Here is a 12,852-nt window from a genome sequence, read left to right on the forward strand (position 1 = left end):
GCTTAAATAATAGCAAAAAACTTATCTAACTGCTATCTGTAAAGCTTTTCTAAGATTTGATTGATCTTGTAGTATTTTTCTGCATTCCTCGACATCATTTTTTGACAAAATCATCAATACCGCTACTTTCACATTGTAATCAGCTTTCTTTAAATAAATCTCTGCTGTCTGTTTATCTACACCTGTTATGTGAGTAACTATATTCTGAGCTCTTTCTCTAAGTTTTTCATTTAAAACCATAACATCAACCATGAGATTGTCGTAAACCTTGCCCATCTTAACCATAACAGTTGTACTTATCATATTTAGAATCATCTTCTGCGCTGTGCCGGCTTTCATTCTCGTGCTGCCCGCTACAACCTCTGGCCCAGTTTCAGCAGCAATCACAACATCAGCGTATTCGGCCAGAAGAGGTTTTCTCACATTACATATCAGAGCGGTTTTACAACCACACTGCTTAGCATATCTTAAAGCACCTGCTACATAAGGTGTCCTTCCACTGGCAGCTATTCCAATAACAACATCTTTTTCAGAAGGTTTGTAGGAAAATAGATCATTTTTTCCACCTTCTTCATCATCTTCTACGCCTTCTACAGATTTTCCAAGTGCTTGAGTGCCACCCGCTATTATTGGAATAAATACACCCTCCTGCAGGCTGTAAGTAGGAATCAATTCAACAGCATCTACATACGCAACTCTACCACTCGTTCCAGCTCCTACATAAAATACGCGTCCGTTCTTTTCAAGGCAGTTTATACACATTTGGACAACCTTATCTATTTCTGTCAACACCTCTCTTATTGCAAGAGCCACAAGCGCGTCCTCTTCGTTAATGAGTTTGAGTATTTCGAAAGTATCTCTCGCATCAAGATTTCTTGTCTTGGGATTCACCATTTCTGTAGGTAAATTGGATAGACTCATTTGAACACCTCCACTGGTAATTCTCCAAGGGGTTTAATCTCTCCGAGCAAAACCTTAAAAAGTGCCCTTTGGGAAACCATTTCATAACTGTAAGAACATATAGAAGATGAGTTAACAAGAAAACAATCATACGGATTTCTCATTGCCACAACAAGTAACTGTCTGAAATTGCTTCTTGCCTGTTCGAGTAATCGACTTTGCCAGGCACTGAGATGAGCATTTTCCGTGAAAAAAACGCATTTTTTACCTTTTTTTGCTAATTTTGAATCTTTATCCACCACCAGCAATTCACAACCAAATTTTTCTGACAATTCTTTCGCAACCCATGGAATTCCCATTTGAGTTTCCTGAACCTGAACAAGCCTGCTTGTTTTCACAGTGATCACACAATCATTCACAGATAACTCAAGAGGAATCATCTTATCTTCATCGCTCACAAGAGTTATAGATTGTTCTGCTATTTTGTCCATGATCTTTTCATGATCAGAAAAATCAAATGATATTTCATCGGGAAGGGTTTTTAAATAGAATTTCTCTTTAAAATTTTTAATTCTTCCAAGAGATTCAGATAATCTTTTTTCAAGCTCAGGATTTTTCTTTATCTGCTCAAGTAAAGCTTTTTTGGCAGAAATTTGAGCCTGTGGTTCATGGCATAAACTTAAAACATCCATACCTGATTTGAAGGAATTAATCACCGCATCTTCAACAGACATAGCTTTTGTTATACCACCCATCAACAGATCATCAGCCACAGCTATACCATGATAGTTCAACGTTTTTCTGAGCAGATCTGTGAGTATTTCTTTTGAAACCGTAGCTGGCAGCCTGTCTGGTTGCAATTGTGGCAAATGTATATGGCTCGGCATGATACTTTCTAAACCTTCTTTCATAAGCTCAACAAAGGGTATCAATTCCCATCTTTTGAGTTCTTCAAGAGATTTTTGCAAAACAGGCATATCTAAGTGCGCATCAACTTCCACACTCCCTTTTCCAGGAAAATGCTTACCGCAGGCTGCGACTGATTCCTCGCTCAAACCTTTGTAAAAAGCCTTGGCGAACTTTATCACTTTTTGCGGTGTGTCCCCAAAACTTCTCACTCCAATTCCCGGGTTATTCGGATTGTCATTTATATCAAGCACCGGGGCGAGATTCCACGTAATTCCAAGAGATTTCATTTCCAAAGCCAGAATCTTCCCAGCGAGATATGCATTGTTTTCATCTTTCGTCGCCGCAAGGGCCATCGCTCCACAACTCACTGTAAATCCATTTCTAAGCCTTGTTACAATTCCTCCTTCCTGATCTATGGAAAAGACTACAGGCTTTTTGACAACTTTTCTGAGCTCTTTGATCAGCTGGTAAAGTTGCTCCGGAGATTCAATGTTTCTTGAAAAAAGTATGATAAAACCAGGTTTAACCTGCTCAAGAACGCGCGCAGCCTCATCAGTTAATTCCGTACCATCTATACCAACCATAAAAAGCTCCCCAGCAAGGCTTTCTAAGCTCATATCCATCCTCCTTAATGAATTTCTGGGATTATTATATCAGATATTCAGACAATATGTCTTTACATTATGGTCATTTATGGTATAAGATATGTACAGCAGATAGAGTGAGGTGTTATCAGCATGAAAATACTTGTTCTTGCAAAACAGGTACCGGACACAGATAGGGTAAAGATAGATCCAGAAACTGGAACCATGATCCGTGAGGGATTGGATGCTATTATGAACCCTCTTGACATGCATGCTCTTGAATTAGCATTGAATCTGAAAGAATCCCATCAGGCACATATAACGGTAATGAGCATGGGCCCAATGAACTGTGAGGAAGTTTTGAAAGATGCATACGCTCTTGGAGCAGACAGAGCAATACTTCTGAGCGATCCATTTTTTGCAGGTTCAGATACATGGGCTACCAGCTTTACTTTATCTGAAGCAATCAAAAGACTGAATATCTCGTTCGATCTCGTTCTTTGCGGCGAAAAAGCCACCGATGGTGAAACAGGTCAGGTTGGGATAGAACTCGCTATGCTCTTGAACCTGCCTGTGTTAACCTATGTATCAAAATTCATAGCAATTGAAGAACAATCAATAGTGGCTGAAAGAACCACAGAAGATGCGTATGAGGTATGGAAGGTAAAACTACCAGCGGTTCTTGCAGTTTTAAGAACTGTAAGCGAGCCAAGACTGCCAACATTATCTGGCAAAAAAGCGGCGCTTGGTAAAAAAGTTGAGATATACACAGCAAAGGATCTCGGCTTTTCTCAGAACGAAGTCGGCCTAAGAGCTTCCCCTACAAGAGTCGTGAAAGTTTATAATACTAAATTTTCAAGAAATTGTTTCATATACTCAGGAAAAGATGTTTCAAAAGGAATAAAAGAAATCGTGGAGATTCTAAAGCCATACAAAGGAAGTGCAGTGAAATGATATGTGTGCTCAACGATCGCACTGATCGAACTACCCTGGAATTGCTAAGTAAATCAAACCAAATGGCAGAAAAAATAAATTCTCAGCTGATGCTTATATTGTGTTGCACGAAAAATCCAGATATAGACATTTTAAAAAAATATGCCGATAAAATAATCGTTCTGATTTTCGAAAAAATGGAAAGACTTTCACCTGAACCATTGATAGAGTATGTGGAAAAAACTGTCAGGGAATACAGTCCAACTATAATACTTGCACCAGCTACCACTTTTGGAAGAACTATTATGCCAGCACTCGCAGCTAAACTGAAAACAGGCTTAACGGCAGATTGTACAGAACTCGATGTCGATGAAAATGGAAACCTTTTACAAACAAGGCCAGCGATCGGTGGAAATGTCATGGCGACAATAATCACCCCAAATCACCGGCCTCAAATGGCAACAGTCAGGCCAAAAGTCTTTCCAATCTTACAGGTGAAAAAACAAAAATGCGAGATCATTTTCAAAAGAATTACCGAAACAACCGACAAATATCAATTGATAGGATTTACAGAGAAAAAAGAAGCGAAAATAGAAGATTCAGAGGTAGTAATATCTGTTGGAAAGGGACTCAGGAAAAAAGAAAATGTTCAGATAGCTGAAAAACTTGCCCGATTAATCAATGGAGCAGTTGGCGCAACAAGAGCCGTTGTAGATGCAAAATGGATCTCTTTTGATCACCAGGTTGGATTAAGTGGAAAAGTAGTCAAACCTAAAATCTACATTGCTGCAGGCATATCTGGTGCTGTACAGCACCTTGCCGGGATGCAAACTTCACAAATCATTATCGCTATTAACAAAGATAAATACGCTCCAATCTTCAAGGTGGCAGACATAGGAATAGTTTCAGATGCATGCAGTACCCTTGAACAGATAACTAAATACCTGGAGGATGAAACTAATGAATAGCATTATAGAACATCTCAGGAAAATCGTGGGCGAGGAAAATATTAAGACAGATGTTGAAGAACTCGAAAGATATTCGAAAGATGAGACAAGCGGTGTGAGGCCTCCTTTGCCAATGGCAGTTGTTTTTGCTAACAGTGCAAACGAAGTAAGTGAGATAATGAAATTTGCCTATAATCACAAAATTCCAGTCACACCAAGAGGCGCCGGCACAGGTCTGTCTGGTGGGGCTGTTGCTGAAAAAAATGGACTGATATTATCACTGGAAAAAATGAATCATATAATCGAATTTGACGCAGAAAATATGACTGTCACTGTAGAGCCCGGCGTCATAACAGACGAGATACAGAAGCTCGCTGAAGAACATGGCTTATTTTATGCAGGAGATCCTGCCAGCAGCGAAAGTTCTTCAATAGGTGGGAATGTGGCAGAGAACGCAGGGGGCGTAAAGGTATTAAAGTATGGTCCCACGAGCTATCATGTTCTTGGAATAGAAGTCGTTTTGCCCACAGGAGAAATAGTCCACTTTGGTGGAAAAATGATGAAAAATGTCATGGGATACGATATGATAAGACTCTTCATAGGAAGCGAAGGCACACTTGGAATAGTGACAAAAATAATACTCAGATTGATTCCAAAGCCAAAATATTCCGCTGTACTTCTCGCACCTTTTGAAAGCATTGACGATGCTGTTAGGTGCGTACCGAAAGTACTTTCTCAATCTGGAATCCTCCCTACATCTATAGAGTTGATGGACAAATATTCAGTACAGATGGCTTCCAGATTTCTGAACGAGGCCATACCTTATCAAGAAGCAGGATGTCACCTGATATTCGAGATTGATTCATCTGACAGGCAAAGCTTAATCAAACTGTATATATCACTCGGCGAGAAACTTCAGCAGATGGGAGCAATGGAAGTTTACATAGCAGATAACAGACATCAAAAGATGAAGATATGGAAATTCAGAAAGGCAATAGCTGAGGGAATAATTGCTTTCAGACCAGAACATTGCATGGAAGATGTAAGTGTTCCAATCAATGCCATACCCAGGTTGATCCAATCTACCTATCAGATAGCCAGAAAAAACAACATCGAAGTTTTAAATTTTGGCCATGTTGGCGATGGAAATGTCCATGTGACTTTCCTCAAACCGGAGTCAATGAACAATGAAAACTGGAAGTTGTCAACTGAAAAATCCTTAGAAGAACTCTATCAGATCACGGCGCAGTTAGAAGGAAGTATGACTGGAGAGCACGGTGTTGGACTAAAGAGAAAAAAATACCTGCCCATATTTTTCCGTCAGGAAGAAATAGACTTGATGAAAAAAATCAAAAAAGCGATAGATCCCGGAAACATTTTGAATCCTTCGAAATTATTTATGTCTTGAGTTTGAGTTTTTTGTTTATGACCGGAAAAGCATACCTGCACGTTACCGAACAAAGTATTACCGTTCCTCCCAGAAGGGCCCATTTTCCGGGCGTTTCTTTTGTGGCAATGAAAACCCAGACGGGATTTAAAATTGGCTCCAGAACAGGAACAAGTATGGCTTCAAGTGCAGTTACATGTTTTATTGCAATTGAGTACAGTATGTAAGATATCCCAAGCTGAACAGTTCCAAGAAGTATTATTCCCAAGAACCCTGATAGGGAAGGCAATGGTTCTGTCATAAAAGGAAGCGAAAACAATGCTGCAAAAATATTACCAAGAAAAACCGATTCTGTCGTTGAAGATTTCTTTTGTCTTCTTAAAAAAACAATCATGAAAGCAAAAGAAATCCCGCTCAAAATTGCAAATATATTGCCAAGCAAATTTCCGAAATCAAGCTCATCCAGAAAGAAAAGGATCATACCAGAGAAAACCAAACCAATTGTCAGCCAATCATATCTGTTTGCTTTCTCCTTTAAAAGCCATGAACCAAGCAAAGCAACATAAACGGGGGCACTGTATTGAAGCAATATTGCATTTGCTGCTGTTGTGAACTTGTTTGCCATCACAAACAAAATAACGACTCCTGCATAGAAAAAAGCTGCAAGTAATTGATCAATACTCCAGGTTAACCTGGGTTTTCTCAAATAAATAAGCATAACAATCGCTGCAATAGCGCTTCTTGAACCGGCTATCGCAATTGGATTCCAATCAACTAATTTTATCAACACTCCACCAAGGCTCCACAATATTGCCGTGATTACCAGATAAATAAAAGATGTTGATCTTCCCATATCTTTCATGATTCAATCATACTATCTTTATAGATCTCCAAAGTATCGACTTTGTTTCAGATATATCTTCATGAAATCTCAACAGCATTAGATGTTATCTTATTTATGTAGGAGGTTGGAGCGTGAAAGAAGCGATGATCGTTTATACATCCCGTGAAAATGCTGCAAAATTCCCTGAGCAATCCGGCTTCAAAATAACATTAGAAAAGTATCTGCTGAGGAGAAAAAAGCTTTATATGTCGAAATCAACTGTTTCCATCATGAACACGGAAAGAGGGAATTTAGCATTTGCATAAAAGAAAAGGCAGCGGAGAATGCTGTAAATCTTGATTCGCTGGGTAATTATTAAAGGAGGGAACAAAATGTACCCCTGGCACAGCAGATTTCACATGGGACTAATACATTTTATGGCTTATCCGGATGCGAAAACTGAAGAAGAGATATTGTCAACTGTGAAAAAAGTCCTGATAGACGAATTTTTTCAAGCTATTGAGATAAGTGCTCTGGTGGAAAAGCCAGTACTTGAAAAAATCGCGAAGATGTGTGAAATTGCAAAAGTGGAACTGTTGATTGCTGCTCAGCCACTGATTTTAGCAAAAGGATTAAATTTAAACTCTTTAAAAGAGGAAAATAGAAAGAAAGCCGTTGAGGAAATCAAAAACTCCATAGACAAAGCTTATCTAACAAAAGCAAAAGCCGTGGCACTGTTAAGTGGAAAAATGGTGAAGGAAGATCAACTTGAAGCGGCAAAAAAACAGCTTGTAAAATCTTTAAGAGAGCTCTGTCAATATTCACAGCAATTGAGCGAACAGTTTAACCACTCTGTCGGGATAAATCTGGAGATCTTTGACTGGTCAATAGACAAAAAAGCGCTGATCGGTCCGGCGCCTGTGGCCTTCGAGATAGCTTCATATGTAAGAAGCTATCATCAGAACTTTGGTTTAACTATTGATCTTTCTCACCAACCACTGGTGTTCGAAGATTCTTTTTACACAATACAATTACTCTCGCCATTTATCACGCATGTTCATATAGGAAACGCTGTTCTCAAAAAAGACCATCCTGCATACGGCGATCTCCACCCGAGATTTGGAATAGATCATGGAGCTAACGACGTTGAGCAATTAACTTACTTTCTAAAATCATTAGAAAAAACTGGTTACTTTGACAAAAAAACAGCCACAGAAAAACCCGTAATTTCCTTTGAGGTCAAACCACTTCCTGGTGAAGATCCCGATCTTGTTGTGGCAAACGCAAAAAGAATATTTTTATCTGCTTATGGAAATCTGTTAAAGTAATTTACTAATTGAAGGGAGGTATAAGGCTTGAAAAAACCAAAAGTTTTTGTAACAGCACAAATACCAGATGAAGGCTTAAAAATGATTTCCCAACACTGTGAAATGCAGATCGGTAACTACGACGGAGTTTTGCCAAAAGATGTTCTTATCGACAAAGTAAAGGGAGTGGATGGTATTCTCTGCCTCCTGGCAGATGTAATTGACAAAGATGTGATGGAAGCAGCAGGAAAACAGTTAAAGGTTATAGCAAACTACGCTGTCGGTTATAACAATATCGACATTGAAGAAGCAACAAAAAGAGGAATCATGGTAACAAATACACCGGGTGTCCTGACAGAAACAACAGCTGACCTTGCCTGGGCATTGATGATGTCAATTGCTCGAAGAATAGTTGAATCAGACAAATTTGTCAGAGAAGGAAAATTTAATGGTTGGCAGCCAATGCTTATGCTTGGGACAGATATCTATGGTGCAACCCTTGGAGTTGTCGGTTTTGGCAGAATAGGCCAGGCTGTAGCAAGGCGTGCATCAGGTTTCAACATGAGAGTTCTGTATTACAGCAGGAAAAGAGCTCCTGAAGATGTTGAAAAGCAATTGAACGCTTCTTTTGTAGATCTTTCCACACTGCTGAGAGAATCAGATTTCGTGACATTGCATTTGCCACTAACAAAAGAAACATATCACTTAATTGGAGAGGAAGAACTCCGGATGATGAAAAAGGAAGCTTATCTGATAAACACCGCTCGCGGACCAGTAATTGATGAAAAAGCTCTTGTTAAAGCTTTGAAGAATAAATGGATCAGGGGTGCTGCGCTTGATGTTTTCGAGAAAGAGCCACAAATTGAACCAGAGTTACTTGAACTGGATAATGTGATCCTCACGCCACATATTGGATCAGCATCTTATACAACGAGAACAAAAATGTCTGTCATGGCAGCTGAAAATCTTGTTAAAGCACTTTATGGAGAAATTCCACCTAATCTTGTGAATACAGAGGTGTTGAAAAAATAAGGGTGAGTTTTACTCACCCTTTTTCTTTTCTGAGGACCTCTTTAAGTTGCTTGCCTGTCTCCATGAAATAAAGTTTTTCTGAAATATTTGTTAGATGATCTGCTATTCTCTCCAAATGCCTGATTAAAAAGGCTTCCTCCAGGTACAATCTCATCATTCTTGGGCTTGTTTCTTTACATGCAAAATCAATGAGATTCTCGTGACCCCTGTTATGAAGAAAATCAACCTGATCATCTTTTTTCCACACTTTTATCGCAAGATCGAGATCTTTATGCTGAACAGCCTCGACTATCTCTTTGAACATTGTCAATATGATTTTTATCATCTCATTCAATGTCTTCCACGCTGTGAAACCTTCGACGCCCCTCTGGGTATGCCTGCTTAGCTGTGCGATATTTACACATTCATCGGCAATCCTCTCAAGATCCACTGAAAGACCTATCATTGCAACAACAAACCTCAAATCATCGGCAAGAGGCTGATATTTCCCGATTATATCGAATGCAGTTGTTTGAATTTTAAGATCGAGTGAATCAAAGTAATCATCCATATTTTCTATTTGCTTGATAACATGCTCATCACCAGATTGAATAGCATAAAGGGTCTTTTCAAATAGATTTTCAACACCTGTTATAAACTCAGCAAGTTTCTCATTTAAAAAAAGCATTTCCTTCTCATAATGTATAGTTCTACCTGTCATCTACACCTCTCCTTCAACCTATCTTACCAGTTAAAAATTGCCGCGTCATTTCATGAGTTGGAGTTTTAACAATCTGTGATGTCACACCGTATTCTACCAGACGACCCTGATATAAAAACATCACTTCATCACTTATCCTAAGGGCCTGCCCCATACTATGCGTTACAATTACCACCGTGTATTCCTCTGCTATAGTTTCGAGAAGTCTTTCAATCTTAGTTGTTGCAATGGGATCAAGTGCCGATGTTGGTTCATCCAGAAGTATCACCTCTGGTTCAACAGCAAGTGCTCTTGCTATGCAAAGTCTTTGCTGCTGGCCCCCCGAAAGCTGGACTGCGGGTTTTTTTAATTTATCTTCAACTTCATCCCAGAGAGCGGCTCGTTTCAAAGCATTTTCCACCTTTTCCCTTATCAAATAACGATCCTTTATGCCCATTAACCTGAGCCCATATGCAACATTGTCAAATACCGACATTGGAAAAGGGTTAGGCCTCTGAAAAACCATGGTCACTTTTCGGCGATACTGTGTTAGATCTTTGATCTGGTATATATCCTGTCCTCTGTAAAAAATCTGACCGACCATTGAAAATCCATCAACAAGATCATTTAATCTGTTCAAGCACCTTAAGAATGTACTTTTTCCACAACCAGACGGGCCCATAATCGCAGTTATCCTTTTAGATTTTATCTGCACATTGATATGATCAAGAACTCTGTGGGTATCGTAATATGCGCAAAGATCCTTTATCTCAAAAATAATTTCATCCATTTCTATGCCTCCTTATTATTTGAACAATGGAATAAATCAAAATCATAACAATTGTCATCAAACTCGCCATTCCATGAGCCATCCACTGGGATTTCTGCCCAAGATTCATAACAATCGCGTAAATACTCGTTGGTAAAGACATTATTGGATCAGTAAGCCTCCCAGGAAGCCTTGTGGCATAAAAAACAGCTCCTGTGATCAAAATCGGTGCTGTTTCACTGAAAGCCCTCCCGAGTGTAAGCATCAAAGTGGTTAAAAGACCACTTTTACCCGATTTCAGAACCATCATGGTTGTCTGAACTTTGTTTGCACCAAGGGCAACAACACCTTCGCGGAGTTCCCTGGGAACAGCTCTGAGAAATTCAACGGCATTATTTATAAAAAAAGGTATCGCCATCGTTGACAAAGTTAATGAAGCCGATATCAAAGATGTTCCAAATCTTAATCTGACACAGAAGAAACTCAACCCAAATAGCCCGTAAACTATCGATGGGATGCTGTTCATAGTACCTGCAAGAGATTGAAGAAAAACAGAGAAACGCTTTGGTGCAAATTCACTTATAAATATCGACCCCAACAATCCAAGAGGTATTGTCACAAGAAAAACGAAAACCATTAGGAGAAAAGAGCCTATTATAGAAGGAAATATTCCACCTTCCGCCATTGCTGATCTGGGAAACTCGGTGAAAAAACCTGGTCGAAAGAAGGCATTTATACCAGGGATGATTATGAGCAATATAACTGCTACCATAACAGCAAGAATACTGTAGCTTATCAATCTGAAAAACCACTTCATTCAATCAACCCCTTATCCATCTTTCTCGCCATCTTACTATGTAATTTGCAAGCACGGTCAGGAGCAATGAAATAATCAGAAGCAGAAAACCTATGAAAAACAACGCACTGTAATGCACACTCCCAATTTCAACCTCCCCCATTTCACTTCCAAGAGTTGCTGTTAAAGGCCTTATAGGATCAAAGAAAGATTTGACAAGCATATTACTTCCGCCCGAAACCATAAGTACTATCATTGTTTCACCGAAAATCCTGTTGAATACATTCATCATAGAATTAACAATACCAGGCATCGCATACCTCAGTTCGACAACCATAACTGATAACTGCTTCGCTCCAATTGCCACGGCAGCATAGGAGATCTCCTTTGGGACTTTTTCCAGTGACTGATATGACAGACTAATCATGAACGGTAAAGTGAACACAGAAAGCATTAAAGAAGCGTTCAAAAAATTTTGCCCTGTCCAGGCCCCTACTTTTAGAAGAACTGGGGCAAGAACAACTACGCCAAAAAATCCGAGAACGACTGACGGTATTCCGCTGACAAATTCAAAAATTCTGAGCATAAATTCTTTTTCATTTTTTCCAGCATAACTATGAAGATAAAAAGCAACTATAATGCCGATTATCCACACAACAACACTCGTCCAGATAGTTAGCAACAAAGAATTAAGGAGCATGGTTCTAATACCAAACTCTGGTTCATCCCACACGGGAAACCAGTTTGCGGAAAAAAGGTCTGAACCTACTTCTTTGATCGCCTTGAGGGATTCAGCAAAAAGAAAATACACGATACCAAAAAGCGCGACTGCCACGAGTATGGCAGCCATAAAAACTATCAGAGAAAAAAGAAACTGGCCTGTTTTCCTCATTATCTACCTGTTCCATAAGCTGGTATATAGCCAGCTTTTTCAACTATTTTCTGTCCCTCAGGCGATAAGATAAACCTTATATAACTTGCCACAATACCTTTTTCAGGCCATGCGTTACCAAAACGGCTTAAATCAAAAAACACAAACAGAGGTCTGCTCAAAGGATATTTTCCAGCGAGAACATTTTGTACTGATGGTTCTATGCCATCAATCTTTAATGCTTTAACCTGATCGGTAACATAACCCATACCTGTGTAAGCAATCGCGTATGGGTTTCTCGCGACACTCTCAATTTCTGCCTGTGTTGATTCAACCATCTGAATTCTTGGCGAAAGTTTGTCCCCTTTCAAAACCTTTTCCAGCCATACCTCAAATGTTCCAGAAGCAGTGTTTCGAGAATAGGCAACAATCGTCTTTTTTGGTAATTTCGAATCAATTTGACTCCATTCTGTTATCTGACCGGTGTAAATTTTGTAGAGTGTATCGATGGATATAGAATCAATTCCCAGATCTGGATTAACTATAACAGCGATACCATCGTATCCTATCACCAGCGGGACAAAGTATTTTTTCTGTTCATGCATGGCCTCAATTTCACTTGACTTTAAAAACCTGCTTGCGTTAGCGATATCAGCTGTCTGATTCATCAAAGCCTTGATGCCTGTGCTTGAGCCTGCTCCTTCAAGAGTTGCCACCACATCTGGATACATTTTCTGAAATTCTTCAATCCACAGCTGTGCAATTGGATAAATAGTGTTTGAGCCCTTAATTACAAGGGTTTCTCCCAGAATAGCTATTGCTACCAGCACTAACAAAAACACAGAAATCTTTTTCACAAATAACACCTCCTTCTGTTTTCTCCCAATTCTTTTATGCCGCAGGGATTTCGAAAGG

At 39.4% G+C, this 12,852-nt stretch carries 14 protein-coding genes; 6 read left to right on the forward strand and 8 right to left on the reverse strand.

Going from position 1 to position 12,852, the window contains the following annotated elements:
- Positions 1-21 precede the first annotated feature (21 nt).
- Positions 22-921: an N-acetylmuramic acid 6-phosphate etherase gene (gene murQ / locus TLET_RS08685; RefSeq protein ID WP_012003720.1), complete on the reverse strand. Its 900-nt coding sequence runs from the start codon at positions 919-921 to the stop codon at positions 22-24.
- Positions 918-2,426, reverse strand: a complete 1,509-nt coding sequence (gene nagZ, locus TLET_RS08690; RefSeq protein ID WP_012003721.1) for a beta-N-acetylhexosaminidase — start codon at positions 2,424-2,426, stop codon at positions 918-920. Before nagZ ends, murQ begins: the two co-directional genes overlap by 4 nt.
- A gap of 120 nt (positions 2,427-2,546) precedes the next feature.
- On the opposite strand from nagZ, the gene TLET_RS08695 reads away from it, so the two are divergent.
- Genes TLET_RS08695 through TLET_RS08705 form a run of 3 tightly spaced genes read left to right on the forward strand, consistent with a single transcriptional unit; the run spans position 2,547 to position 5,681 of the window.
- The gene (locus tag TLET_RS08695; protein WP_012003722.1) at positions 2,547-3,347 is read left to right on the forward strand and encodes an electron transfer flavoprotein subunit beta/FixA family protein; all 801 of its coding nucleotides are present in this window, start codon (positions 2,547-2,549) and stop codon (positions 3,345-3,347) included.
- The gene (locus TLET_RS08700; RefSeq protein WP_012003723.1) at positions 3,344-4,294 is read left to right on the forward strand and encodes an electron transfer flavoprotein subunit alpha/FixB family protein; all 951 of its coding nucleotides are present in this window, start codon (positions 3,344-3,346) and stop codon (positions 4,292-4,294) included. The genes TLET_RS08695 and TLET_RS08700 overlap by 4 nt, the downstream gene beginning before the upstream one ends.
- Entirely contained in the window at positions 4,287-5,681 is a 1,395-nt protein-coding gene (locus TLET_RS08705) for an FAD-binding oxidoreductase (protein WP_012003724.1), read from the forward strand. The genes TLET_RS08700 and TLET_RS08705 overlap by 8 nt, the downstream gene beginning before the upstream one ends.
- Here TLET_RS08705 and TLET_RS08710 read toward each other — a convergent pair.
- Complete coding sequence (locus tag TLET_RS08710) at positions 5,671-6,522, reverse strand: DMT family transporter (RefSeq protein ID WP_028843762.1); 852 nt, start codon at positions 6,520-6,522, stop codon at positions 5,671-5,673. The genes TLET_RS08705 and TLET_RS08710 overlap by 11 nt on opposite strands.
- A 113-nt stretch (positions 6,523-6,635) precedes the next feature.
- Between TLET_RS08710 and TLET_RS10975 the strand changes: the two genes are divergently transcribed.
- The 3 genes from TLET_RS10975 to gyaR all read left to right on the forward strand — a co-directional run bounded on the left by TLET_RS10975 (position 6,636) and on the right by gyaR (position 8,822).
- Positions 6,636-6,809, forward strand: a complete 174-nt coding sequence (locus TLET_RS10975; RefSeq protein ID WP_154654502.1) for a hypothetical protein — start codon at positions 6,636-6,638, stop codon at positions 6,807-6,809.
- A 66-nt stretch (positions 6,810-6,875) separates the two neighbouring features.
- A complete protein-coding gene (locus tag TLET_RS08715) occupies positions 6,876-7,811 on the forward strand; it encodes a sugar phosphate isomerase/epimerase family protein (protein ID WP_012003726.1) in 936 nt (311 codons plus the stop codon).
- A 27-nt stretch (positions 7,812-7,838) separates the two neighbouring features.
- The gene (gene gyaR / locus TLET_RS08720) at positions 7,839-8,822 is read left to right on the forward strand and encodes a glyoxylate reductase (RefSeq protein WP_012003727.1); all 984 of its coding nucleotides are present in this window, start codon (positions 7,839-7,841) and stop codon (positions 8,820-8,822) included.
- A 13-nt stretch (positions 8,823-8,835) separates the two neighbouring features.
- Here the strand turns inward: gyaR and phoU are convergent, their stop codons facing one another.
- From phoU to TLET_RS08745, 5 genes are read right to left on the reverse strand one after another with little or no spacing between them, the layout of a single operon-like run.
- A complete protein-coding gene (gene phoU / locus TLET_RS08725; RefSeq protein WP_012003728.1) occupies positions 8,836-9,522 on the reverse strand; it encodes a phosphate signaling complex protein PhoU in 687 nt (228 codons plus the stop codon).
- 13 nt (positions 9,523-9,535) lie between these two features.
- Positions 9,536-10,291, reverse strand: a complete 756-nt coding sequence (pstB, locus tag TLET_RS08730) for a phosphate ABC transporter ATP-binding protein PstB (RefSeq protein WP_012003729.1) — start codon at positions 10,289-10,291, stop codon at positions 9,536-9,538.
- Positions 10,284-11,087 carry a PstA family ABC transporter permease gene (locus TLET_RS08735; RefSeq protein ID WP_012003730.1) on the reverse strand — a complete coding sequence of 268 codons (804 nt, stop codon included), beginning with the start codon at positions 11,085-11,087 and terminating at the stop codon, positions 10,284-10,286. The genes pstB and TLET_RS08735 overlap by 8 nt, the downstream gene beginning before the upstream one ends.
- Before the next feature lie 4 nt (positions 11,088-11,091).
- Positions 11,092-11,958: a PstC family ABC transporter permease gene (locus tag TLET_RS08740; RefSeq protein ID WP_012003731.1), complete on the reverse strand. Its 867-nt coding sequence runs from the start codon at positions 11,956-11,958 to the stop codon at positions 11,092-11,094.
- Positions 11,958-12,794 (reverse strand): PstS family phosphate ABC transporter substrate-binding protein, encoded by an 837-nt coding sequence (locus tag TLET_RS08745; RefSeq protein WP_012003732.1) that lies wholly within the window; start codon positions 12,792-12,794, stop codon positions 11,958-11,960. Before TLET_RS08745 ends, TLET_RS08740 begins: the two co-directional genes overlap by 1 nt.
- Positions 12,795-12,852 lie beyond the last annotated feature (58 nt).

This window comes from Pseudothermotoga lettingae TMO (genome assembly GCF_000017865.1).
Lineage (GTDB): Bacteria > Thermotogota > Thermotogae > Thermotogales > DSM-5069 > Pseudothermotoga_B > Pseudothermotoga_B elfii.